Origin of the sequence: Planosporangium spinosum, assembly GCF_049999945.1 — a bacterium.
Classification (GTDB): domain Bacteria; phylum Actinomycetota; class Actinomycetes; order Mycobacteriales; family Micromonosporaceae; genus Planosporangium; species Planosporangium spinosum.
Genome location: NZ_JBLYUB010000021.1, coordinates 65,914 through 88,672, shown reverse-complemented (window position 1 = coordinate 88,672; position 22,759 = coordinate 65,914). Strand labels below are relative to the sequence as shown.

Annotated in this window: 22 protein-coding genes; 8 read left to right on the top strand and 14 right to left on the bottom strand. The window is 73.5% G+C overall.

All coding sequences use genetic code 11. The features are described 5' to 3' along the window. Positions 1–34 precede the first annotated feature (34 nt). From ACNTMW_RS24985 to ACNTMW_RS24940, 10 genes are all read right to left on the bottom strand, one after another. Positions 35–1,048, bottom strand: a complete 1,014-nt coding sequence (locus tag ACNTMW_RS24985; RefSeq protein ID WP_426636217.1) for an Acg family FMN-binding oxidoreductase — start codon at positions 1,046–1,048, stop codon at positions 35–37. A 100-nt stretch (positions 1,049–1,148) separates the two neighbouring features. Beyond that, positions 1,149–1,748 (bottom strand): V-type ATP synthase subunit D, encoded by a 600-nt coding sequence (locus ACNTMW_RS24980; protein ID WP_426636216.1) that lies wholly within the window; start codon positions 1,746–1,748, stop codon positions 1,149–1,151. Next, a complete protein-coding gene (locus ACNTMW_RS24975; protein ID WP_426636215.1) occupies positions 1,741–3,123 on the bottom strand; it encodes a V-type ATP synthase subunit B in 1,383 nt (460 codons plus the stop codon). The genes ACNTMW_RS24980 and ACNTMW_RS24975 overlap by 8 nt, the downstream gene beginning before the upstream one ends. Further along, positions 3,120–4,832, bottom strand: coding sequence for a V-type ATP synthase subunit A (locus ACNTMW_RS24970; protein WP_426636214.1), 1,713 nt, complete (start codon positions 4,830–4,832; stop codon positions 3,120–3,122). The genes ACNTMW_RS24975 and ACNTMW_RS24970 overlap by 4 nt, the downstream gene beginning before the upstream one ends. Continuing rightward, positions 4,829–5,341, bottom strand: coding sequence for a V-type ATP synthase subunit E family protein (locus ACNTMW_RS24965; RefSeq protein WP_426636213.1), 513 nt, complete (start codon positions 5,339–5,341; stop codon positions 4,829–4,831). Before ACNTMW_RS24965 ends, ACNTMW_RS24970 begins: the two co-directional genes overlap by 4 nt. Beyond that, complete coding sequence (locus tag ACNTMW_RS24960; protein WP_426636243.1) at positions 5,338–5,556, bottom strand: V-type ATP synthase subunit F; 219 nt, start codon at positions 5,554–5,556, stop codon at positions 5,338–5,340. Before ACNTMW_RS24960 ends, ACNTMW_RS24965 begins: the two co-directional genes overlap by 4 nt. Before the next feature lie 5 nt (positions 5,557–5,561). Next, entirely contained in the window at positions 5,562–5,990 is a 429-nt protein-coding gene (locus ACNTMW_RS24955) for an ATP synthase subunit C (RefSeq protein WP_426636212.1), read from the bottom strand. After that, positions 5,975–7,378 carry a V-type ATPase 116kDa subunit family protein gene (locus tag ACNTMW_RS24950; protein WP_426636211.1) on the bottom strand — a complete coding sequence of 468 codons (1,404 nt, stop codon included), beginning with the start codon at positions 7,376–7,378 and terminating at the stop codon, positions 5,975–5,977. The genes ACNTMW_RS24955 and ACNTMW_RS24950 overlap by 16 nt, the downstream gene beginning before the upstream one ends. Further along, on the bottom strand, positions 7,365–8,309 hold the full coding sequence (locus tag ACNTMW_RS24945) for a hypothetical protein (RefSeq protein WP_426636210.1): 945 nt from the start codon (positions 8,307–8,309) through the stop codon (positions 7,365–7,367). The genes ACNTMW_RS24950 and ACNTMW_RS24945 overlap by 14 nt, the downstream gene beginning before the upstream one ends. Further along, positions 8,306–8,773, bottom strand: a complete 468-nt coding sequence (locus tag ACNTMW_RS24940) for a hypothetical protein (protein WP_426636209.1) — start codon at positions 8,771–8,773, stop codon at positions 8,306–8,308. Before ACNTMW_RS24940 ends, ACNTMW_RS24945 begins: the two co-directional genes overlap by 4 nt. Before the next feature lie 214 nt (positions 8,774–8,987). Between ACNTMW_RS24940 and ACNTMW_RS24935 the strand changes: the two genes are divergently transcribed. From ACNTMW_RS24935 to ACNTMW_RS24900, 8 genes are all read left to right on the top strand, one after another. Further along, positions 8,988–9,890: a universal stress protein gene (locus ACNTMW_RS24935; protein ID WP_426636208.1), complete on the top strand. Its 903-nt coding sequence runs from the start codon at positions 8,988–8,990 to the stop codon at positions 9,888–9,890. 26 nt (positions 9,891–9,916) lie between these two features. Then, complete coding sequence (locus ACNTMW_RS24930) at positions 9,917–10,795, top strand: universal stress protein (RefSeq protein ID WP_426636207.1); 879 nt, start codon at positions 9,917–9,919, stop codon at positions 10,793–10,795. A gap of 6 nt (positions 10,796–10,801) precedes the next feature. Beyond that, positions 10,802–13,471, top strand: a complete 2,670-nt coding sequence (locus ACNTMW_RS24925) for a bifunctional acetate--CoA ligase family protein/GNAT family N-acetyltransferase (RefSeq protein ID WP_426636206.1) — start codon at positions 10,802–10,804, stop codon at positions 13,469–13,471. After that, positions 13,468–15,762 (top strand): carbamoyltransferase HypF, encoded by a 2,295-nt coding sequence (hypF, locus tag ACNTMW_RS24920; protein WP_426636205.1) that lies wholly within the window; start codon positions 13,468–13,470, stop codon positions 15,760–15,762. Before ACNTMW_RS24925 ends, hypF begins: the two co-directional genes overlap by 4 nt. A gap of 2 nt (positions 15,763–15,764) precedes the next feature. Further along, positions 15,765–16,016, top strand: coding sequence for a HypC/HybG/HupF family hydrogenase formation chaperone (locus tag ACNTMW_RS24915; RefSeq protein ID WP_426636204.1), 252 nt, complete (start codon positions 15,765–15,767; stop codon positions 16,014–16,016). Further along, entirely contained in the window at positions 16,013–17,125 is a 1,113-nt protein-coding gene (gene hypD / locus ACNTMW_RS24910; protein ID WP_426636203.1) for a hydrogenase formation protein HypD, read from the top strand. Before ACNTMW_RS24915 ends, hypD begins: the two co-directional genes overlap by 4 nt. Next, positions 17,122–18,189 (top strand): hydrogenase expression/formation protein HypE, encoded by a 1,068-nt coding sequence (gene hypE / locus ACNTMW_RS24905; protein ID WP_426636202.1) that lies wholly within the window; start codon positions 17,122–17,124, stop codon positions 18,187–18,189. Before hypD ends, hypE begins: the two co-directional genes overlap by 4 nt. Before the next feature lie 334 nt (positions 18,190–18,523). Continuing rightward, entirely contained in the window at positions 18,524–19,411 is an 888-nt protein-coding gene (locus ACNTMW_RS24900; RefSeq protein ID WP_426636201.1) for a universal stress protein, read from the top strand. On the opposite strand, the gene ACNTMW_RS24895 is transcribed toward ACNTMW_RS24900, so the two are convergent. Genes ACNTMW_RS24895 through ACNTMW_RS24880 form a run of 4 tightly spaced genes read right to left on the bottom strand, consistent with a single transcriptional unit; the run spans position 19,332 to position 22,759 of the window. Beyond that, the gene (locus ACNTMW_RS24895; RefSeq protein WP_426636200.1) at positions 19,332–19,841 is read right to left on the bottom strand and encodes a hydrogenase maturation protease; all 510 of its coding nucleotides are present in this window, start codon (positions 19,839–19,841) and stop codon (positions 19,332–19,334) included. The genes ACNTMW_RS24900 and ACNTMW_RS24895 overlap by 80 nt on opposite strands. Next, complete coding sequence (locus tag ACNTMW_RS24890) at positions 19,838–21,136, bottom strand: Ni/Fe hydrogenase subunit alpha (RefSeq protein WP_426636199.1); 1,299 nt, start codon at positions 21,134–21,136, stop codon at positions 19,838–19,840. Before ACNTMW_RS24890 ends, ACNTMW_RS24895 begins: the two co-directional genes overlap by 4 nt. After that, positions 21,120–21,953, bottom strand: coding sequence for an NADH-quinone oxidoreductase subunit B family protein (locus ACNTMW_RS24885; protein ID WP_426636198.1), 834 nt, complete (start codon positions 21,951–21,953; stop codon positions 21,120–21,122). The genes ACNTMW_RS24890 and ACNTMW_RS24885 overlap by 17 nt, the downstream gene beginning before the upstream one ends. After that, positions 21,953–22,759 (bottom strand): FAD/NAD(P)-binding protein, encoded by an 807-nt coding sequence (locus tag ACNTMW_RS24880; protein ID WP_426636242.1) that lies wholly within the window; start codon positions 22,757–22,759, stop codon positions 21,953–21,955. The genes ACNTMW_RS24885 and ACNTMW_RS24880 overlap by 1 nt, the downstream gene beginning before the upstream one ends.

Genomic DNA, 22,759 nt, shown 5'->3' with positions numbered 1-22,759 from the left:
GGAGCAGGATGCTGCATCTGGCGCGGATCGCCCCTCACCTCGCAGCGTCCGCTATGTCGATCACTTCATCAGCCATGCGCCGCGCGGAAGTCGCAGGCGGGTCTCCGTACGGAACTCCAAGTCGCAGCGCGATCATCGGGTAGCCGGCTCCGCCGAACAGGTCGTACAGCAATCGCCGGGTGGCCGCTACCTCGATGACGTCGCTGATCGGCGACGCCGCGAGCGATTCGTCGGTGGCAGTAAGCAGGACCGCCGACAGCGCCTCCCCCGCCGCCAGCCAATCCGCGGGTGTGTCCGTATCGGTGTACAGGACGGCGTAGCACGCGTGCCGGTCGACGAGGTGGTGCGCCGTTTTGTCCGGCAGGGCAACAGGGTCGAGGTTTCGCATCGGCACCGGCCGCGGTAGCTGGTGGGCAGCCGTGGCCGGTTCGATCCCGTCCCGGGTGCCGCGAGTCCGCCCGGTCCAGGCCGACAGCTCGGCCCGGTACCGCGGATCGGTGAACTCGACATACCCGGCCCGGGCCGCGGCGTGCGCCAACGTGGCCACCTCGTCCGGTTCCAGCAGCCGCAGGCGGGCCCCCTGTGCCCCGGCCGCCTCGCACAGCCGGCCCGACGCTGCCGGCGGCACGTCCCCGTCGTCGAACGGGCGGCGGTCGGTGTGGCGCAGCGCCATCGCCTGCCGCAGCCGCAGCACTGCTCGTTCCGGCGCCCGCGCACCGACCAGGCGGATCCGGGCGAGCAGGTCCGGATCGCCTTCCTCGGGTAGGCGGGCGACCTCGGCGGTGAATCCTGCGGCGGCCAGCGCGGTCCGCGCGTGGTGCAGCGCCGCGCCGCAGCTGACGGTGAGCATCCGGCCGTCGGGGTCAACCGTGCGGAGCTGGCGTTGGCGGTCGGCGCGCAGTTCGGCGACGTCGCCGGCGATCTGCCAATGCCACGGCTGACTGTTGAAGATCGACGGCGCCCGGCCGGCCTCCGCAGCGGCCTCGCTGAGCGCCCGGGTAGCCGCCTCTGCCTGACTCGCGCCGCGCGGCTCGATGAACTCACTCATGGCGCTCTGTCCCCTCACTGTCAACCACGTCGCCGGTACCACCGGTTGACGCGAAGCCATCCGACCCGTTCCGCCCAGCAGATACCCCGGTTCATCGTCGTTACCGTTCGGCGGCCCACCGCATGCGGATCTGCTCGGCGCGCTCGGTCTCCTCCAGCCGCTGGTCCAGCGCAGCGAGAGCCTCGGTCAGCCGCGGTATCCAGCGGTCGCCCAGCGCCCGCACCCTGCGGCGGGTTTCGGCCACCTCCGCGTCGATGACCCGGCAGGATTCCGTCGCGGCAGCATGGGCCACCGCGGCCTGCAGTGCGGCACGGTGGGCGGCGATCGCCTGATCCAGCGCGACGGTACCGGGTACTCGCTGCCCGCCGGTTGGCCTGCACGTCGCCTCCAGCGGGTACCGGGCTCCCATCACGCTGCCCCACTCCACGGTAACCTCGGCGGTCGGCGCACCGGTCGCGAGCCGGATCTCACGCTGTCCGCCGAGCATCGCCGCACGGGCCAGCCACCGTTCGGCCTCGCGGCAGCGGGCCTGCCACGCCACACCGGTCTGTTCGGCCACCTGCCGCAGGCGCTCCTGCTCGGTACGCAGGATGCGCAGCTTGCGGTCCAGCAGCCTCACGCCGCGTTCGGCGGTGTCCAGGCGACGGCGCAGCCACAGCCGCCCGGCCCGACCGGGCGGTACCCGCCGCAGGTCAGGCATGGTCTCCACCGCCCAGATGCGCGTCGAGCAGCGCGGCCGACAGCATGGTCAACTCCCGGCGCGGCAGCACCGACAGCGCCCGCCAGGCCCGGTCCAGGCTGTCGTCGATCGTCCGGTTCTCGTCGGGTCGCTGCGCCAGAAAATCCCGTTCGAACGCCTCGGCGAAGGACAGGTACCGCCGGTCGGTGTCGCCGAGCGCGCCCGCGCCGACAAGTTCGGCGAGCTCACTCGCCTGGCGGGCGCGGGCGAGGGCCGCGATCAGCTGGGCGGCGACGTCGAGATGGTCGGGGCGGGTACGCCCAGGGCCGGCGCCCTTGCGCATCAGCCGGGACAGCGACGACAGCGGGTCGACCGGCGGGTACGTGCCGCGGGCGAACACCTCGGGCGACAGCACGACCTGGCCCTCGGTGATGTAGCCGGTCAGGTCCGGCACCGGGTGGGTGATGTCACCGGCCGGCATGGTCAACAGCGGCAGCAGGGTGACCGAGCCGGGATGGTCGCGCACCCGTCCGCACCGCTCGTAAATCGACGCGAGGTCGCTGTACAGGTAACCGGGGTAGGCGTGCCGGCCCGGGATCTCGCCGCGGGCGGCTGACACCTCCCGTACCGCCTCGCAGTAACTGGTCATGTCGGCGGCCACCACGAGCACGTGCCGGCCGAGCGTGTACGCCAGGTGCTCGGCGACGGTCAGCGCGATACGTGGGGTGAGGATGCGCTCGATGACCGGGGCGTCGGCGGTGTTGAGCAGCAGGGCCAGCTCACCGGCCGCCGACCGTTCCTCGAGCGCGTCGCGGGCGGCGTCGGCGTCGGCATGGGTGAGCCCCATCGCGGCGAACACCACGCAGAACAGCTCCCCGCCCCCGGCGGTGGCCTGGCTGGCGATCTGGGTGGCCAGCTCCAACTGCGGCAGCCCGGCGACTGAGAACACCGGCAGCTTCTGCCCGCGGACCAGCGTGGTGAGCCCGTCGATCGCGGACAGTCCGGTGAGCACCGGATCGGTCGGTGGCTGCCGCCAGGTCGGGTTCAGCGGATACCCGTTGACCGGCGCCGACTGGGTGGAGTAGATCGGGGGCCCGTCGTCGAGCGGCTCGCCGCGGCCGTTACAGACCCGACCGAGCCAGCCTGCCCCGACCGGAATGCGCAGCGGACTGCCGTCGAAGGCGACCGACACCGCGTCGCGGTCGACGCCCTCAGTGCCCTCCAGCACCTGCACCACGGCCAGGTCGTGGTCGACCTCGAGGACCAGCCCGTGGCGTACCTCGCCCACGCCTAGCCGGATGCGCGCGAACTCGTCCCAACCCACACCTGCGACGCCGCGGACGACGAGCAGCGGGCCGCGCACCTCGCCGACACCGGTGTACTCGACGGCGATCATGCCAGCTCTTTCAGCCGACGCAGCATTGCCTCCCGCGCGCGGCGCACGGGTTCGGCGTCCGCCGGCGGGGCGTCCTCGCGGGCACGCAGGACCGGCGAGAAGTCGCACTCCTCGATCGTGGCCGCCGGCACGCCGGCGTCCACGAGTTCCCCGCAGCGGCGGGCCACGTCGAGGACCGTCTCGACCAGCGCGGCCGACTTCGCCGGAGCGCAGTAGGCGTCGTTGGCCGACAGCGCGCTCTGCTGCAGGACCGCCTCGCGAATCAGCCGACCGGCAAGCAGCACCATGCGCTCGCGGCCGGGCAGCGATCCCACGCCGACCAACTCGGCGAGCGCGGCGAGCCGGTCGGCGTCGGCCAGTGTGGACATCATCCGGGCCCGCCGGTCGACCCACTCCGCGTCGCCGTTGCGGGTGTACCAACTGCCGACGGTCGCGGTGTCCCGACAGTAGGAGCCGGCCCAGGCCACCGCTGGATAGTGCCGGGCGTAGGCCAGATCCCGATCAAGAACCCACAGGGTACGGACGAAGCGTTGGGTGTGTGCGGTGACCGGTTCCGTCATGTCGCCGCCCGGAGGCGAAACGGCGCCGACGATGGTGACCGAACCGGTGTCCCCACCGAGAGTCGTCACCCTGGCCGCCCGCTCGTAGAACGCTGCCAGGGCAGAAGCCAGTCCGGCCGGGTAGCCCTCCTCGGCCGGCAGCGCGCCCGTCCGCGACGCGAACTCGCGTAGCGCCTCGGCCCACCGGGAGGTGGAGTCGGCGATGACGACCGCGTCGTAGCCCATGTCCCGGTAGTACTCGGCGACCGTGACGCCGGTGTAGATGCTGGCCTCCCGCGCCATGATCGGCATGTTTGAGGTGTTCGCAATGATCACCGTGCGGTCGGCGAGCCGCCCACCGGTACGAGGATCGGACAGCTCGGCCAGCTCGGCGACGACGTCGGCCATCTCGTTGCCGCGCTCGCCGCAGCCGACGTAGACGATCACGTCGGCGTCGCCCCACTTGGCGATCTGCTGCAACAGTACGGTCTTGCCGGTGCCGAAGCCTCCCGGCACGGCAGCGGTGCCACCCTTGGTCAACGGGAACACCGCGTCGAGCACCCGCTGCCCGGTCACCAGCGGCTCGTCCGTACGCCGGCGTTCACGGTACGGGCGGGGCCGGCGTACCGGCCACCAGGAGGCGAGGGTGACGTCGGTGTCGCCGACGGTCGCCACCGGTTCATCGGCCCGGTACTCCCCCGCCGGACGCAGCCGCTCGAGGCGTCCGGAGACGCCGGGTGGCACCTGTACCCGGTGGGTAATCGCCCCCGCGCCGCTGACCGTGCCGACAAGGTTTCCTTCACGCACCTGGTCTCCTACCGCAGCGATCGGCTGAAACGCCCAGACGCGCCGGTCCTCGCCACCACCTGACGCGCCGGCGGCGAGCCAGGTGGCGGCGTCGCGCAGTGGGCGCAGCAGGCCGTCGAAGACGCCGGCCAGCAGGCCGGGCCCGAGCCGCGCGGCCAGCGGCCGGCCCAGCGCCCTCGCGGGGTCGCCGGGGGCCAGCGACCCGGTGTACTCGTAGGCCTGCAGCGTCATCCGGTCTTCGCGAAGTGCGACCACCTCCGCCGGCAACCAGCCAGCACCGACCTCGACCAGCTCCGCCATGACCACGCCGGGCAGCGGGTCGACCTCGACCAGCGGCCCGTTGACCCGCAGCACCGTGCTCATGTCGGCTCCCCGGTGACCGTGACGTCGAAGGCCCGGTCGGCGAAACCGGACAGCGACAGATCGAGCCGGTGCCCGGGCGACTCCGCGACGATGCCGCCGCCTTCCGCCTCCTGTACGCGCGCGTCCGGGCCGAGCGCGCGACGGGCAGCCGCAACCAGCCGCGCCCGCAGCTCGGGGTACTCCGGTTCGTCACGCAGACGCGCCGCGGCGGCGCGGGTGGCCGACCGCAGCACCTCGTACGCCTCCCGTCGCGCGCGCAGGACGGTGACACGGGCTCGCCGGCGGGCGCGCGACCGGTCGGCGGCCACCAGCGCGGCCGCGTCCGCGAGGCCCTCCTGCCGCGCCTGGCCGAGGATCCGCGCCGCCTGGTCGCGGGCCGCCGCCAGGACCGCGTCCGCGTCCGCCTCCGCAGCGGCCACGATCTGGTCGGCGTCGGCACGGGCGGCCGCGAGCAGCGCCTCGCGTACCGGGGCGAGCACGTCGACGGGGGCCGACTTCAGCGTGGTCACGGCATCACCACCGTCAGCCGCCCACCCGGTGCACCCGTTTCGGCAGCGAGCATGTGAGCGGCCGCCGGGGTCAGGATGACGACCTCGACGTCGTCGGGCAGCGACCGCCACGCCTCGCGTACCGCCGCCGGCTCCTCGGCCGAGACCACCAGCGCGCCAACCAGCCCGAAGCCCTGCACGCGTACCGGTTCGCCGATGACCGCTATCCGAGCCATCCCCGTCACGCCCGTCCGATGATGATGATCGACACGATCAGCCCGTAGATGGCGATGCCCTCGGCCAGCCCGACGATGACCATCGCCCGGCCGAACAGTTCCGGGCGCTCACTCATCGCGGCGAGGGCCGCGGCTCCGGCGTACGCGACAGCGATCCCGGCGCCGATCGAGGACCCGGCGACCGCGATGGCGGCGGCGATCAGCGCCATCGCACCCGCGTGCGCGGACGCGCCCTGGGCGACGGGGTCGCTCGCCGCGGCGTGGGCCGGCCCGCCGGTCACCACCACGGTCGCGACGGCCACGGCCGCGAGAATCAGGAGCCCGTTCACGGCGGCGAGCAGCCGGAGTGCCAGCCGTCCCCGGCGGCGTAACAGGATCAAAGCCGCGACAGCGCCGCCGATCAGGGCGGGAAGCGCGATCAGCCAGGCGAGCATGGTTCCTCCTCGCTCCGTACCGGTGCGGCGGGTAGCGGTTCGGCCGTCGGCACGTGCCACGGCCGGAACGGGCGACCCTGGAGTTCGAACACCCGCGAGAACAGCTCGTAGTACTCCAGGCGCAGCGCCTGGACCGCCGCGACGAGGGCCTCCAGCCCGAACGCGACCGCGTTGCCGACGGCGAACGCGACAACCGCGCCGGCCACACCCGCCGCGCCCCGGTGCCACAACGCGACCGTGGCGCGCCACACGATCGCGCCGAGGACCGCGTGGGTGAGGCCGAACGCGGCCAGCCGGGCGAACGACACCACGTTGGCACCGATCCGGATGACCACATCGAACAGCTCGATGCTCGCCTGCACCACACCGGATGCCCCGCCGCCGGCAGCGGCGAGCAGACCGGCGTACGACAGCGCCAGCGCGACCAGCGCGAGACCACCGGCGGTGAACCCGGCCCACGCCAGGTGGGCGTACCAGGCCAGGGTGGCCAGCCCGGCGGCGAGGAACAGCAGCCCGCCGGCGAGCCCGGACGGGGCGTACAGCGCCACTGCCCAGCCGCCCTCCCGCACCCGGTTGACCGTGCCGAGCAGGTAGGCGCCGGCCAGCAGCACCGCCCCGAACCCCACGGCGGCAACCAGCAGTCGCACCGGCTGATCCATCGGGGCGAGCCACAGCGTCGGCACCAGGCCGGTGGGGCCGAAGCACTCCCCGTACGCCATGCCGAACAGCGCGCTCGCCAGCCCTGCGGCGGCGATGAACAGCCAGTACGGGCGCGCTCGGGCGAGCCACCCGAGCCGCCCGAGCCTGATCGCCACCGCGATTCCGATCAGGAGCGCGCCGTGCCCGACGTCGCCGAACATCGCCCCGAACATGACGACGTAGGCGAGGCCCGCCAACAGGGTCGGGTCCACGTCGCGATACGGGACGGTCGTGTACGCCTCGACCAGCGGCGCGAACGCCCGCCGGGCCGGCCCGGGCGGCGCGGCACTGGGCGGCTGTACGCCCCGTGGCATCGGCAGCGGTACGGCCGCCGCACCGACCTCGGCCAACCGACCGGCAAGGCCGGCCAGGTCGGCTTTCGGCACCCAGCCCACCAGAGCGGCGACCTCACCCCGCTCGACCATCTCCGCGCGGTACCCGGCCAGCTCCGTCTCACCCGCGACCAGGTCGGCGCGACCGGTGCGGGTAATGAGGTCCAGATCCGGCTCGGTAACCGACAGCTGCGGCGGCACCCCGCCGGCCCGACCGGCCGGGGACGCCTCCGCGCGCTCGATCTCCATCATGCCGGCGTCGGCGAGCCGTACCAGGGTGGCTCGCACGGACATCCGCGGCGTCACCACGGCGACCCGGCTCATCGGTACCGGGGCGAGCGCCTCACGCCAGCGCACCGAACACCTCCGACACGTCCGACCAGCCGCCGCCGTCCACCCGGGCCGTGGCCTCGAGCGCCGCGCGCGTCTGCCACGCGTCCACCGCGAGCAGCGCGGCCGCCCCGACCGCCGCGTGCGGTCCGAATCCGGGATCGGCCAGCAGGCGCGCGCCGTCCGCCCGTACCCGGGCCCACCACCTGATCTCGGCCCGCCACAGGTCGGCGGGCTCCGGTACGTCGCGCAGCGCCCAGGCGGCCGATGGCGACACCGTCCCGGCCAGCTCCTCCACCGTGGACGCCTCCGGCCAGGCCCGGCCGAGCAGACGATCCACGGCCCGGAGCGCCGGCTGGGGCAGGTGGCGGCGCTGGGCGGGATCGGTACGCGCGACCAGCAGCGCGACTGCCCCGGCAGCCCACGCGCCCGCCGGCGCGACCCCGGCCGCCACCCGGTCGGCCCAGCTCAGGCGCAATGCCAACGACAGCTCGCGAGGCCTGTCCGTTCCCGGATCTCCCCAAGGCGAGCGGGCCAGAACGTCCCGCAGTTCGGCCGGCGACGTTGTTGCGGCCAGGCGCGGCCACGCGGTGGCCAGGGTTCCCAGTCGAAACGGCGGCTCCACCGGCTGGCCGGCCGCCGTGAGCGCCCGCAGGTGCTCGTCGACGTTGGCCAGTTCGAACCAGCCGGCGAGCAGCCGCAAGGCCCGTACGCCGTCGCCCGGCACCCAGCCGGCCAGGACCCGTACGTTCCACAGCAGGGTGTCCGCGACGCCGCGCTGCGCGGCGCCGAGGGTGTCGCCGGCACGGACGAACCGGCCGTACGGGGAGCGGGCCAGCGCCGTCACCGCGTCGTCGAGCGTCCGGCTGCCGGCGAGCTGCCGCGCACCGGCGCTGCCCAGTTGGCGCCGCGGCAGTGCCCGAGCGCGCACGCTGCCGGCCACCCACCGGGCGCTCACCGGGCGTGCTCCGCGGCAACCAACTCGGCCTCCGCGACACCGGCCAGTTCGGCGCGCGCCGCCGCCACGGTACGCGCGATCAGCTCCGGTGCCCGTTGCCGGGCCGCCCGGCGTACCTCGTCGGCGTCACGGTCGGCGCGCTCGTTCAGTTCGGCGATCTCGTCGTCGGCGCTCCGGCGGACCGCAGCAGCCGCACGGGCCCGCGTCGCCGCCGCGTCCGCGGCCGCCCGGGCGGTGATCTGTTCGGCGCGTGCGGCGGCTTCCGCCCGGATCTCGGCCGCGCGGGTCTCGGCTGCCTGCCGCAGTCGGGCACACTCGCGCTGCGCCTCGTCCAGCGCCGCGAGGACCGGTACCAGTTCAGCCTCGACCGCGGCGCGGCGGTCAACCGGCACGCCGGCACCGCTGGCCGCACCCGGCGCACCGGCCGGGCGGAACCGGTCCAGGAAATCACGTACGCGCGGCATCGGCGTCTCCTTCCGCGCCGACTCTCTTCCCCCAACTGGCGGGCGGCACACGGTCGCACCGCCCACTCGGTCGCCGACCTTCGCCTCGATGCGGCCATCGGCTGGTCCGCGGGACCAAAGACCGGTCCCTTCGGGCCGTACGGGGGCGGTATTCCCCCGGGCTACCCGAGGACGCTGGAAGTGCCCCGAAGCGTCGGCGGGAGGGAGCCGCACGATGACCATGCAGGCTGGTAGCGCCGGACCCGAGACATCCCCGCGGGAGCCGATGCCCGTGGTCGCGGGTGTGGACGGCTCGCCCACCGCCTTCGCCGCGGCCGAGTACGCCGCGGGCGAGGCGCAGCGGCGCGATGTGCCCCTGACGCTGGTACACGGCTTCACCTGGCCGCTGTTCTACCCGCCGCTGACCGGCGACTACCACCCGACCGACCCGCTCCCCCGCACCCGGGCCGGCATGATGCTCACCAACGTCGCCGAACGCATCCGGCTGACCCACCCCGACCTGACCGTCGCCGTGGAGGTGCTCGACGGACACGCCGCGGGCGTCCTCGTCGACCTTTCCCGGCATGCCTGCCTGGTCGTTGTCGGGCACCGCGGGGAGGGCGGCTTCGCCGGGCTGCTCGCCGGCTCCGTCGCGGTCAACACCGCCACCCACGCCCACTGCCCCGTCGTGGTCGTCCGCGGCACCTCGACCAAGACCGACGCGTCTGTCGTGGCCGGCGTCGACGGGTCGGCCGGTGCCCACCGCGCCATCGAGTTCGCCTTCGACGAGGCCGCCCGGCGCGGCGCCCCGCTGACCGCGGTCGGCGTCTGGCCGTCCGACCGCGGCTGGCCGGACGCCTTGACCGAACACGGCTACCCCACCCCCTCGGCGACCGACCAGATCACCGCCGACATCGCCGACTGCGCCGCCCGGTACCCCCAGGTCCAGGTACTTATCCAGGTCGTCCGGGGTAGGTCGCCAGCCGGTGCGCTGGCCACCGCTGCCGAGGGCGCCAGCCTGGTCGTGGTCGGCTCACGGGGCCGCGGCGGCCTGCGTGGCCTGCTGCTCGGGTCGGTCGGCCGGGCGCTGATCGAACACGCCCCGTGCCCGGTTGCGATCGTCCGGCCGGCCGACTGAACCACGCTCCGGCGAGGAGGCACACCGTGGATCACACCAAGATCGTTGTCGGTGTCGACGGTTCCGCGTGCAGCTTGGAGGCCCTGCACTGGGCGGCGCGGGAGGCGCAGCTCCACCACGTCTCGCTCGAGGTGGTGCTCGCCTACCACTGGCGGGTACCGGGCGCACGGCTGGCGGCCAGCCCGGAGCTTTCCGACCAGGTACAGGACGTCGCTACGGCCGTCGTGGACACGGCGGTTGCCGAGGCGCGTACCACCGCACCGCAGGCACACGTGCACGGCCGAGCGGTGCTGGATGAGCCGGCACCGGCCCTACTCGCGGCAGCAGCCGACGCCGGCATGGTCGTCGTCGGCAGCCGAGGCGCGGGCGGCTTCACCAACCTGCTCGCCGGCTCGGTCAGCATCCGGGTCGCCACCCAGGCACCCTGCCCGGTCGTGGTCGTCCGCGGCCGCAGCGACGACGACGACACCGACCCCGTGGTCGTCGGCGTCGACGGATCAGCACCCGCCGACGTCGCCGCCGGTACCGCGTTCGAGGAAGCCTCCCGACGCGGAAGCGCGCTGGTGGCTGTGTGGGCGTTCACCGTGCCGCTGCCGCCGTGGACCCTCGGCCCGCCCCCGGTCGTGTGCGACCCGGCCCAGGTCGCCGCGGAGCTGCGCGCCAGCCTCGTCGGCCACCTCGCCAAATGGCGCGACAAGTACCCCGACGTCCCGGTCGAGTACGTCGTCAGCAGGAGCAGCGCGGCCGCCGCGCTGGTGGATCAGTCACTGCGCGCGTCGCTGGTGGTCGTCGGTAGCCGCGGGCACGGCGCGGCCAGGGGCATGCTGCTCGGTTCGGTCGGGCTGCAGCTGATCCACCACGCCGGCTGCCCGGTCCTGATCGCCCGGGCGCGGAGCGGAGGCTGACCGCCGATGAATACCAGCCAGCCCGCTGTCGTCACCACCACGCCGCCGGCGCAGGCCCATGACGCGCTGGCCGCCGACGGGCGGGTCGTCCGGATCCGCCCCGTTGACCCGCAGGACGCCACCGCGCTGCGCGCGCTGTACGACAACGCGAACGACCGCAGCCTGTACCTGCGGTTCTTCGCCAGCGGCCGGAGACAGATCGACGCCGAGGTGCGGCGGCTGACCCGGCCGACCGCGCCCGACCATCGGGTGATGGTCGTGCTCGACGCGGACCGGCTGATCGGCGTCGCCTCCTACGAACGCGGCGACAGCGAGCCCTTCGCCGAGTTCGCCCTGCTCGTCGCCGACGCCGAGCACGGTCGCGGCATCGGCACCCTGCTACTGGAGCACCTGGTACGCCAGGCGCGCGGAGACGGCATCCGCGAACTGTGCGGCGACATCCTCGTGGACAACCCGGCGATGCTCCGGGTGGCGCGCGATCTGACCCCGGGGATGCTGGTGCGTGCGGACGCCGGCGTGATGCGGGTGTCGATATCCACCGCGGCCGATGACCGCGCGCAGGCGCTGATCGACCTGCGCGAGCGCAGCGCGGAACGCAAGGCCCTGCACCCGCTGCTCGCCCCGGTATCGATCGCCGTCATCGGCGCCGGCCGCAAACCGGGCGGGGTCGGCCACGAGGTGCTGTGCAACCTGCGCGAGCACGGGTTCATCGGGCCGCTGTACCCGGTGAACCCGAACGCCGACGAGGTCGCGGGTCTCAAGTCCTACCCGACCGTGAGCGCCGTGCCGCAGCCGGTCGACCTCGCCGTCATCGCGGTCCCCGCACCGGCCGTGGAGGCGGTCCTCACCGACGCGGGCATCGCCCGCGTCGGCGCGGCGGTTGTCCTCAGCTCCGGCTTCGCCGAGACCGGACCGGCGGGCACGGCCGCGCAATCCGCACTCGTACGCGCCGCCCGCGCGCACGGCATCCGGCTGGTCGGCCCGAACTGCCTCGGCGTGCTCAACACCGACCCGACCGTGCGGATGGCCGCCACCTTCGCCACGGCCGTACCGCCCGTCGGGGGCCTGGCGATCGCCTCCCAGTCGGGTGCGGTCGGCATCGCCGTGCTCGACCACGCCGCCCGCGCCGGCATCGGCGTCTCCCAGTTCGTCTCGCTGGGCAACAAGGCCGACGTCTCCGGAAACGACCTGCTCGCGTACTGGTACGACGACCCGACCACCCGCGCGGTGGCCCTGTACCTGGAGTCGTTCGGCAACCCGCGCAAGTTCGCCCGGATCACCCGGGCGCTGGCCCGCCGCAAGCCGGTCCTCGCCGTCAAGGGCGGGCGAAGCGTCGGCGGGCAGCGTGCCGGCGCCTCGCACACCGCCGCGGCGGCCGCCCCCGATGTCGCCGTCGACACCCTGTTCGCGCAGGCCGGCGTCGTCCGCACCGACACCCTCGGCGAACTGCTCGACGCCGCCCGCCTCCTGGTGAGCCAGCCGCTGCCGGCCGGCAACCGCCTCGGCATCGTCGGCAACGCCGGCGGGGTGAACGTCCTGGCCGCCGACGCCGCCGACGCGGCCGGACTCGTCGTGCCCGAGACCACCGCCGGCAACCCGGTCGACCTCGGCGCGTCCGCCACGCCGGCGGCGTTGACCGACGCCGTGGCGCGTATGACCACCGGCGGCGGGGTGGACGCCGTCCTGGCGATCTTCGCTGCGACCCGTGCGAACGACGTGCCCGGGATGCTGACCGCGCTCGCCGACGCAGCGGACGCCGCGCCCAGCGTGCCAGTGGCGGTAGTGCTGCTCGGCGTGCCCGACACCCCCAGCCACCTCGGGCAGCGTGCCACCCCGGTGTACGCACTGCCCGAACAGGCGGTCCGGGCGCTCGGCCACGCCGCCCGCTACGCCGCCTGGCGCCGTGAGCCGCTGGGCTGCCGGCCCGACCTGTACGACGTCGACCCCGCGCGGGCCCGCATCCTGGTCGACCGCGCGCTCGCCACCGGCGGGGGCTGGCAGCCGCCCGGCATGGTCACCGGCCTACTGGCCTACTACGGCATCCGGGCCGTCGACACCGTCGTCGCCTGTGGGCTCGACGACGTCGCGGCAGCCGCCGCCCGCCTCGGCTACCCGGTCGTCGTCAAGGCCGCCGACCCGACAATCACCCACAAGACCGACCGCCACCTGGTCCAGCTCGATCTCGCCGACTCCGGTGCCGTCCGGGACGCGTACGCGGCGATCACGGCCACGCTCGGCGACCCGCAGGCACCGGTCGTGGTGCAGCCGATGCGCCACGGCGGCGTCGAACTCGCCGTCGGCGTCGTCCACGACCCGCTGTTCGGCTCGCTCGTCATGCTCGGCCTCGGCGGTACCCACACCGACCTGCTCGGCGACCGCACCTTCCGGCTGCTGCCCGTCACGGACCTCGACGCCCACCGGATGTGGCGGTCGTTGCGCGGCGCGCCGCTGCTCACCGGGTACCGCGGCGCGCCGGCGGTCGACACGGCCGCGCTGGAGGACCTGCTGCTGCGGGTCGGCCGGCTCGCCGAGGACGTACCCGAGATCGCCGAGCTCGACCTCAACCCGGTGCTGGCGTTCCCCGACGAGGTGGCGACCGTCGACGCCAAGCTCCGCCTGGCGGCCATCGGCGCCGAGCCCGACCCGGACCTGCGGGCGCTGCGGGAGCCGGCGTGAACCTTCGCGGCGTTCGGATCGAGGTGCGCGGCACGGTGCAGGGCGTGGGCTTCCGCCCGTACGTGTATCGGCTGGCCACCGCGCACGGCTTGCACGGCGAGGTCCGCAACGCCGGCGGCCGGGTGCTGATCCGCGCCGCTGGCCCGCCGGATCGGATCTCGTCGTTTCTGGACCGGCTGGCGATCGATGCGCCGCCGGCCGCGCGCGTCACCGGGCTGGCGGCCGTCGACGTGCCGCCCGAGGCCGTACCCGACGGCGGTTTCCACATCCGCGAGTCGGCGGCCGACGGCTTCAACGTGGCGGCCGGCCGGGAGGTACCTCCGGATCTCGCCACCTGCCCGGCGTGCCTCGCGGAGCTGTTCGACCCGGGTGACCGCCGCTACCGGTACCCGTTCATCAACTGCACCGACTGCGGACCGCGCGCCACAATCGTCGACGACCTGCCGTACGACCGTGAGCGCACCACGATGGCGCGGTTCCCGCTGTGCGGAGACTGCGCGGCCGAGTACTGCGACCCGAGCGACCGGCGCTTCCACGCGGAGCCGGTGGCGTGCCCGTGCTGCGGTCCGCGACTGTGGTGGCGCCCGTCGTCGCCAGCAGCGGACGCGGATGCGTTGGCGTGCGCGGTCGACGTCATCGCGCACGGCGGCCTGGTCGCGGTCAAAGGCGTCGGCGGGTACCAGCTGGTCTGCGATGCCGCCGCCGACGCAGCCGTGGCGCGGGTGCGGGCAGCCAAGCACCGCCCGACAAAGCCCCTAGCGGTGATGGTCGCCGACCTCACCACGGCGGCGGCCATCGCCCACGTATCCCCCGCCGAAGCGGCCGCCCTCACCTCGACCGCCCGCCCGATCGTGCTGATTTGGAAAACCGGGTCAGCCGGGATCGCCGATGGCGTGTGCGCCGGCCTGCCCGAGATCGGGCTGTTCCTGCCATACAGCCCGCTGCACCATCTGCTGCTCCACGCGCTGCGCCGACCGCTGGTCGTCACCAGCGGCAACCGGTCCGGCGAGCCGATCGCCATCGACGACGAGGTCGCCCTCAACACGCTCGGGCCGCTCGTGGACGGAATCCTCGGTCACGACCGGCCGATCCGGTCCCGCCACGACGACTCGGTGGCACGGGTAACCGCCGGCCGGGTCACCGTGATCCGCCGAGCCCGCGGATTCGCCCCGGCGCCGCTGCCCCTGCCGGTTGCCGCACCGGAGCCGATCCTCGCCGTCGGCGCCCAGCTCAAGCACACGGTCACGGTGGCGGTCGGCAGGCAGGCGGTGATCGGCCCGCACACCGGCGACCTGCAGGACGCCGCCACCCACGACGCGTTCACCGACACGGTGGCCAGGCTGTGCCGGTGGCGCGCGGTCACCCCGCGTGTCATCGCGCACGACCTGCACCCTGGATACCTTTCCACGGCGTACGCCCGACGCCAGCCGGCGCGTCGCATCCCGGTGCAACATCACCACGCGCACGTCGCCGCGGTCGCCGCCGAGCACGGGCTGACGGCTGAGTTCCTAGGCGTCGCCTACGACGGGCTCGGCATGGGCGACGACGGCACCCTGTGGGGCGGCGAGATTCTGCACGCCAGCTACACCGGGTACCGGCGGCTGGGCCGCTTCGCCCGCGCCCCGCTGCCCGGCGGCGCCGCCGCCGTGCGCCAGCCGGCCCGCATGGCGCTGGCCTACCTGTACGCCGCCGAAGATCTCGGCGGCCCGCGACCTGATCCGGCGCTCGCCGCCGACCTGCTGGGCCGGCTGGACGCGCGGGAGGCGGCTGTCGTGCGCCGCATGATCGACCGTGAGGTCAACTCGCCCCCCGCCTCCAGCTGCGGCCGGCTGTTCGACGCGGTCGCCAGCCTGCTCGGACTGTGTGATCAGGCGACGTACGAGGGCGAGGCGGCCGTGCGGTTGGAAGCCGCCGCCGCACCTGGTCCGGGCATCCCCGCGCTGCCGTGGCGACTGGTCCACCGGGAGGGCCTGACCGTGTACGACCCGACACCGACCCTGCGCGCGATCCTGGAGTCCGACCGGCCCGCCGGGTGGGTGGCCGCCGCGTTCCAGACGACTCTCGTCGAGGTCACCTGTGCGCTGGTCGACGACGCCGCCAAGCGCACCGGCGTCCGCGCGGTCTGCCTCGGCGGCGGTGTATTCGCCAACCGCCGCCTCACCACGGGCCTGCTCGACCAGCTCGGTCGGATGGGTTTCGAGGCGTACACCGGCGAGCAGGTACCGGTCAATGACGGCGGGATCAGCTACGGCCAGGCGGCGATCGCCGCAGCACGACTGTCGGAGGAGTGACCATGTGCCTCGGGATACCGGGACGGATCATCGACGTCAGCGACGGGTGCGACCTGCGCACCGGCACGGTGGACTTCGACGGGGTACGTCGGCAGGTGTGCCTGGCGTACGCGCCCGAGGCCGGCGTGGGCGACTACGTCATCGTGCACGTCGGGTTCGCCATCAGCGTCGTCGACCCCGCTGAGGCCGAACGGACCCTGGCGGTGATCCGGACCATCCCGGACGCCCTCGCCACGGAACTGGGGCCGGCATGAAGTATCTCGACGAGTACCGCGACCCGGTGCTGGCCCGCCGCCTGCTGGCCGACCTGGCCTCGGTAGCCGGCCACCCGTGGACCATCATGGAGGTCTGCGGCGGGCAGACCCACACGATCGTCCGGCAGGGCATCGACGAGCTGCTGCCTGCCGGCATCCGGATGATCCACGGTCCCGGCTGCCCGGTCTGCGTCACCCCGCTGGAGACCGTCGACAAGGCACTCGCGATCGCCGCCCGGCCCGGGGTCATCTTCGCCAGCTACGGCGACATGCTACGGGTACCCGGCTCGCACGGCGACCTCCTCGGCGTCAAGGCACGCGGCGGAGACGTACGCGTCGTGTACTCACCGCTCGACGCGGTACAACTGGCCGCCGCCCACCCCGACCGCGAGGTGGTGTTCTTCGCCGTCGGCTTCGAGACGACCGCACCGGCCAACGCGATGGCCGTCCTGCACGCCGCCCGCGCCGGCCTGCGCAACTTCAGCGTCCTGGTCAGCCACGTGCTCGTGCCCCCGGCGATCACCGCGATCCTGGACGCCCCCGACAACGAGGTGCAGGCGTTCCTGGCCGCCGGGCACGTGTGCGCGATCATGGGCTGGACCGAGTACGAGCCGATCGCCGCCCACTACCGCGTGCCGATCGTGGTCACCGGCTTCGAGCCCCTCGACCTGCTCGAAGGCATCCTCATGGCGGCACGCCAACTGGAGGACGGCCGGGCCGAGGTGGAGAACCAGTACGCCCGGGCCGTACGCCGCACCGGCAACACTGCCGCGCAGGCCGCGATGCGCGAGGTCTTCCGGATCGCGCCGCGGACCTGGCGCGGCATCGGCCCCATACCCGCCAGCGGGCTAACCCTCACCGAGACTTACGCCGACTTCGACGCCGAGCGCCGCTTCGGCGTCGGCGCGGTGCGTACCCGCGAGCATCCGGCCTGCATCGCCGGCGACATCCTGCGCGGCACCCGCCTGCCCACCGACTGCGCCGCGTACGGCGTTGAGTGCACCCCGCGCCACCCGCTCGGCGCGCCCATGGTGTCCAGCGAAGGCACCTGCGCCGCGTTCTACTCGGCCGGCCGACAACCATCCACTATGGAGGCGACTGCGCGATGACGAATCCGCTCCTGGCGAGCTGCCCAGCCCCGGCGACTCAGTCCGATCGGGTGCTGTTGGGGCACGGATCGGGCGGGCAGCTCATGGCCGAACTGCTGCGCGACGTCATTGCCCCGCACCTGTGCGCCCCGATCGAAGATGCGGCCGTGGTGCCGTTTGCCGGAATCGAGGCGGTGCTGTCCACCGACGGGTTCGTCGTCACGCCCCGGTTCTTCCCCGGCGGCGACATCGGTTCGCTCGCCGTCTACGGCACCGTCAACGACCTCGCCATGCGCGGCGCCGAACCGGTCGCGCTGTGTCTGGCGTACCTATTGGAAGAGGGCCTGGACACGGCAGAACTCCGGAAGGTGACCGCCTCGGTGGCCGCGGCCGCGCGTACGGTCGGGGTGCCGGTGGTCACCGGTGACACCAAGGTGGTCGGCCGCGGCGCCGGCGACGGCATCTACATCACCACCACCGGTCTGGGTCGGCGGCTGCCGGGCGCGGACGTATCTGCTGTTCGTGGCCGGCCCGGCGACGTGGTCGTGCTGTCCGGGCCGATCGGCTGCCACGGCACCGCGATCCTGTCTGCGCGGGAAGGCCTGGACCTCGAGATGGGGGGCACCGGCTTCGGGATCGAATCCGACATCGTCTCGGACAGCCGGCCGCTGCACGGTCTGGTGGCGGCGATGATCGCCGCGGGCGGCCCGGACGTGCACGCGCTGCGCGACCCGACCCGCGGTGGTCTCGCCAGCGCGCTCAACGAACTCGCGGCCGCCAGCCGCGTCGGCATCGACATCGAGGAGGCCGCGGTACCGGTGCCGGCGGCCGTCACCGCCGCGTGCGAACTCCTCGGGCTCGACGTGCTGCACGTAGCCAACGAAGGCTGCCTGGTCGCACTGGTGGCCCCGGGCCGCGTCGACCGGGTACTCGCCGCGATGCTCGAGCGCCCGGAAGGCAGCGGGGCACGTACGATCGGCGAAGTAGTCTCCGGCCCGGCAGGCCGGGTGACCGCCCGTACGCTCGTCGGCGCACGGCGTATCGTCGACATGCTCGTCGGCGAACAACTGCCCCGCATCTGCTGAACGCGGCCGCACGCGGACATCAGGGCAGAGGTTTGGCGGGCGGAGATGCCCCTTTGCGTTCCAGCGGGGTCGCAGGTCATCACCGGCCGGGACGGCCGGCCCTGCTATCGCCACGGAGTTCAGGCCGAGGCTGGTTTCGACGGAACCGGACTCCGCGAAGAAGGCGCTGGCCGGATGACGCCGATGATGTCCTGGTTCTACGGCGCCCCCTTGCTCTACGTGTTGCCCGTCGTTCTGGTCGCCATCCTCGCGGTCGCCCTGGCCGTCATCTTCAGCCGCTTCTCCGCCCGCCGCAGGTCCGAACGTTCACACGCTCGCCGAAGGGAGAGAAACAATGAACCACCGGGTCGTCGTCGGGGTGGACGGTTCACCCCCCAGCCTGGCCGCTGTCGATCTCGCCGCGCGGGAGGCCAGGCTCCGCAACGCTCCCCTGCATCTGGTCTACGCCTACATCTGGCCGTACGTGGACGTTCCCGTCGGCACGTCGGCGGTGAGCCGACTGGGCGCCGATCTGCGTAGCGACGCCGAGCGGATCGCGCGAGAGGCCGCCCACCGCGCCCGGGCCGCCGCACCGACCCTGACGGTCACCAGCGAGGCCGTGAACGGAGCGCCGACCGCCACCCTGCTGGAGCAGTCGCGTACCGCGTCACTCGTGGTCGTCGGCGACCGCGGGCTCGGTGGGTTCACCGGCCTGGTCCTGGGCTCGGTGGCCGTGCAGTTGGCCGCGCACGCCGCCTGCCCGGTCCTCATTGCGCGTGGACATGCCGATGCCGCCGGAGACGTGCTGCTCGGAGTCGACGGCTCATCGGCGAGCGAGCCGGCCGTCGGGTTCGCTTTCGAGGAGGCGGCGCTGCGCGGGGTGGCTCTGACAGCCCTGCACGCCTGGACCGCGCCGGTACGCGCCGAACCCGGCGACGTGCTGCCCATGGTCTACGACGCCGCCATCGTCGAGGCCGAGGAGGATCGGGTACTGGCCGAAGCGCTCGCCGGCTGGCGCGACAAGTACCCGGACGTGCCGGTACGCCGCCGGCTCGTTCGCGGCCCGACCCGCCGGGCGCTCATCGGCGCCACCAGAGACGCCCAACTCGTCGTCGTCGGCTCCCGTGGCCGGGGCGGGTTCACCGGCCTGCTGCTGGGCTCGGTCAGCCAGGCGGTGCTGCACCACGCCAACTGCCCGGTCGCGATCGTCCCTGATACCCGGGCAGCAGCCCGCTCGTCGTGAGGAGCTGCTCTATCTCGTCGGTGAGGTACCCGGCCGCTTCGACAACCGCGGGTGTCAGCCCGACGCCGTAGTCGATGTCGGCCGCTTCCACTGTGTACAGGGCGAGCCGCCGGGGCAGCCGCCCGAGTACGCGGGCCAGCTCGACCGCGTCGCCGAGGTCGAGGCCGTGGGCGGCGCGGCAGCGCTCGGCCGGCGGCGGGTCGGCCACGGTCAGGCGGTGGATCCGGCCGGGGTGGGCCGGCGCGGCGCGGACGGCGTCGACCACGACGGCGAGGTCCTGGCCGTCCCACAGGTCGATCAGCTCGGTGGTCTCGCCGGCGCTGGCCGCGAGAACCTCGTCGGTCGCACCCCGTTCCCGCAGCCGCTCGATCACGTACGGACCGATGCCGTCGTCGCGCCGGTACGGGTTGCCGACGCCGATCACGATCATGCGCGCTCCACGGTGAGGTCGAGGAAGTGGGTGGCGCAGGAGATGCACGGGTCGTAGTTGCGGATCGCCTGTTCACACTGGTGGGTCAGGGCATGGTCGTCGAGGTGCAGCCGGGCGGCGACAAAGCGGCGCAGGTCGTCTTCGATGCTGGCCTGGTTCTGGGAGGTGGGCGGGACGATGCGCGCGCTGGTGATCGTGCCGTCGGTGTCGAGGACGTACCGGTGGAACAGCGTCCCCCGCGGCGCCTCGGTGGCGCCGCAGCCGACCCCGGCGCGTGGCGGCACGTCCACCGCCGGCGCGGCCGGTGGCTCGTAGGAGTTGATGAGCCGCAGCGCTTCGTCTGCGGCGTACACGACCTCGACTGCCCGGACGGCGATGCTGCGGAACGGGTTGCGGCAGTCGGCACCGAGTCCGGCGGCGTCGGCGGCCTGCCGTGCCAGCGGTGACAGCCACCGCCGGTTGAGCGTGTACCGGGCGGTCGGGCCGGTGAGGTAGCCGCCGCGGCCGTTCAGGCGGGCGTGCAGGGCGGTGGAGTGCGACACCTGCTCCTCGACGACGAACTCGTCGAACGCGGCCACCGGGAACTCGCACCCCCGGTCGGTGGTCGGGGTGCCGTGCTCGATCGCGTACCGGCCGGGCTCGACCAGAGCGAGCAGCTCGTGGTCATGGTGGAAGTCCGGGTACTCGAAACCGGCCACCCACTCCACGGTGGCCAAGGCGTCGTCGCGGGCCCGGCGCAGCGGCTCGACCAGTGCGATCAGCTCGGCGCGGGTCGGTACCCGGTAGAAGCCGCCGACCCGGACGTTGACCGGGTGGATGGCCCGCCCGCCCAGCAGCGACATGATCGCGTTTCCGGTCTTCTTGAGCGCCAGGCCGCGTTCGACGACCGCGCGATGGTCGCGGGCCATCTCCACCACGCCGGGGTAGCCGAGGAAGTCGGGCGCGTGCAGCAGGTAGATGTGCAGCGTGTGGCTTTCGATCCACTCGCCGCAGTACATCAGGCGGCGTAGGTCGGCTACGCGGGCGTCCACCGTGACGCCGCAGGCGTCCTCGACGGCCTGGCAGGCCGACATCTGGTAGGCCACCGGGCAGATCCCGCAGATGCGGGCGGTGATGTCCGGCGGCTCGGTGTAGCCGCGGCCGCGCAGCATCGCCTCGAAGAAGCGCGGCGGCTCGTAGATCTCCAGCGCAACGTCGGTGACGCGTCCCTCGTCGACGCGTACCCGCATGGCGCCCTCGCCCTCGACCCGGGCCAGCGCCCCCACACGCAGCGACCGGTCACCCCGGTGCGTCATGAGATCTCCTCACCTGTGGCATGCCGAGGAACGCCGGCGCCGCATGCTCCTCTGGTGCTCCGGGCGCGGTGGCGGCGTCGAACGCGGCCACGTTGAACGTCGCGAAGATCCGTTCGATCTCCGCCTCCGGCATGCCGAGCACCCGGAACTGCGCGGTCAGCGCCTCCGCGTTCACCGTTGCGGCCGGGCCGAAGCAGCCGTAGCAGCCCCGGCCGTACGCCGGGCAGAGCGCGCCGCAGCCGGCCGCGGTGACCGGGCCGAGGCAGGGCGTTCCCTTCGCCACCATCACGCAGGGCGTGCCGCGGCGCTTGCACTCGAAGCAGACGCTGTGCATCGGCAAATCGGGTTTCCGACCGGCCAGCAGGGCCGCGAGGGTGTTCACCAGCTGGGTGCGGTCGATCGGGCAGCCGCGCAGTTCGTAGTCGACTGGGACGTGGGCGGCGATCGGCGTGGAGCGCTCCAGAGTTGCCACGTACTCCGGCCGGGCATAGACGACCGCCCGGAACTCCTCGACGTCGGCGAAGTTGCGCAGGGCCTGGACCCCGCCGGCGGTGGCGCAGGCGCCGATCGTCACCAGAATCTTGGACTGGTCACGGACCCGCCTGATGCGGTCGGCGTCGGCCTGCGTGGTGACCGAGCCCTCGACGAGCGAGATGTCGTAGGGCCCCTCGACGGCGGCACGCGAGGCTTCCAGGAAGTGTGCGATCCGCACGGCGCCGGCGATCTGCAGGAGCTCGTCCTCGCAGTCGAGCAGGGTGAGCTGGCAGCCGTCACAGGAAGCGAACTTCCACACGGCGAGCGTGGGAGGAGTGCTCATCACCGCTCCTTGACTATGATCAGCGGCTCGGCCCGGTCGTAGCCCACGACCGGACCGTCGCGGCACAGCAGCAGCGGGCCGAGCTGGCAGTGCCCGCACAGCGCGGTGCCGCAGTGCATGTTGCGCTCCAGCGACACCCGGATCGCCGCCGGTCGCACGCCTCGCCCGAGCAGCGCCCGTGCCGTGAACCGCATCATCACCTCCGGGCCGCACACGAACGCGACGGCTTCCTCCGGCGTGAACTCCAGGTCGGCCAGCAGGGCGGGGACCACGCCGACGTGCCCGGTCCAGCTCGTGTCCGCCCGGTCGACGGTCACGCCCACCTCGGCGCCCGCCGCCCGCCACTCGTCGTACTCGGCCGGGTGGAGCAGATCCGCCGGGGTGCGGGCGCCGATCAGCACCGCAACGCGCCGGTAGCGCGCTCGCTGGTCGATCGCGTGGTAGACCACCGGCCGCAGCGGCGCCAGACCGACGCCACCGCCGACGATGACGAGATCGGCTCCCTCCGGCACGGGCAATCCCCAGTCGGTGCCGTACGGGCCGCGCAGCCCCAGTACCTGCCCCGGCTGGGAGTCGTGCAGGGCCCGGGTCACCGCGCCGACGGCCCGGATCGTGTGCACGACCCGGCCGGTGTCGGGCCGCCCGCTGACCGAGATCGGCACCTCGCCGACGCCGAACGCGTACACCATGCTGAACTGCCCCGGCCGCGCGGTCGCCATCGCCTGCTTGACCGGTTCCAGGGTCAGGGTCACGCTGTCGGAGGTCTCCTGTCGGCGCCCGACGACCCGGTACGGCAGCGGGATCAT

What these genes read in the sequence shown, in the direction of transcription:
- hypD (WP_426636203.1), top strand. Translation starts at nt 16,013, where the DNA reads ATGAAGTATCTCGACGAGTACCGCGACCCGGTGCTGGCCCGCCGCCTG.
- ACNTMW_RS24925 (WP_426636206.1), top strand. Translation starts at nt 10,802, where the DNA reads ATGAATACCAGCCAGCCCGCTGTCGTCACCACCACGCCGCCGGCGCAG.
- ACNTMW_RS24980 (WP_426636216.1), bottom strand. Translation starts at nt 1,748, where the DNA reads ATGCCTGACCTGCGGCGGGTACCGCCCGGTCGGGCCGGGCGGCTGTGG.
- ACNTMW_RS24970 (WP_426636214.1), bottom strand. Translation starts at nt 4,832, where the DNA reads ATGAGCACGGTGCTGCGGGTCAACGGGCCGCTGGTCGAGGTCGACCCG.
- ACNTMW_RS24955 (WP_426636212.1), bottom strand. Translation starts at nt 5,990, where the DNA reads ATGCTCGCCTGGCTGATCGCGCTTCCCGCCCTGATCGGCGGCGCTGTC.
- ACNTMW_RS24940 (WP_426636209.1), bottom strand. Translation starts at nt 8,773, where the DNA reads ATGCCGCGCGTACGTGATTTCCTGGACCGGTTCCGCCCGGCCGGTGCG.
- ACNTMW_RS24915 (WP_426636204.1), top strand. Translation starts at nt 15,765, where the DNA reads ATGTGCCTCGGGATACCGGGACGGATCATCGACGTCAGCGACGGGTGC.
- ACNTMW_RS24885 (WP_426636198.1), bottom strand. Translation starts at nt 21,953, where the DNA reads ATGAGCACTCCTCCCACGCTCGCCGTGTGGAAGTTCGCTTCCTGTGAC.
- ACNTMW_RS24975 (WP_426636215.1), bottom strand. Translation starts at nt 3,123, where the DNA reads ATGATCGCCGTCGAGTACACCGGTGTCGGCGAGGTGCGCGGCCCGCTG.
- ACNTMW_RS24880 (WP_426636242.1), bottom strand. Translation starts at nt 22,759, where the DNA reads ATGATCCCGCTGCCGTACCGGGTCGTCGGGCGCCGACAGGAGACCTCC.
- ACNTMW_RS24985 (WP_426636217.1), bottom strand. Translation starts at nt 1,048, where the DNA reads ATGAGTGAGTTCATCGAGCCGCGCGGCGCGAGTCAGGCAGAGGCGGCT.
- hypE (WP_426636202.1), top strand. Translation starts at nt 17,122, where the DNA reads ATGACGAATCCGCTCCTGGCGAGCTGCCCAGCCCCGGCGACTCAGTCC.
- ACNTMW_RS24935 (WP_426636208.1), top strand. Translation starts at nt 8,988, where the DNA reads ATGACCATGCAGGCTGGTAGCGCCGGACCCGAGACATCCCCGCGGGAG.
- ACNTMW_RS24900 (WP_426636201.1), top strand. Translation starts at nt 18,524, where the DNA reads ATGAACCACCGGGTCGTCGTCGGGGTGGACGGTTCACCCCCCAGCCTG.
- ACNTMW_RS24960 (WP_426636243.1), bottom strand. Translation starts at nt 5,556, where the DNA reads ATGGCTCGGATAGCGGTCATCGGCGAACCGGTACGCGTGCAGGGCTTC.
- ACNTMW_RS24895 (WP_426636200.1), bottom strand. Translation starts at nt 19,841, where the DNA reads ATGATCGTGATCGGCGTCGGCAACCCGTACCGGCGCGACGACGGCATC.
- ACNTMW_RS24890 (WP_426636199.1), bottom strand. Translation starts at nt 21,136, where the DNA reads ATGACGCACCGGGGTGACCGGTCGCTGCGTGTGGGGGCGCTGGCCCGG.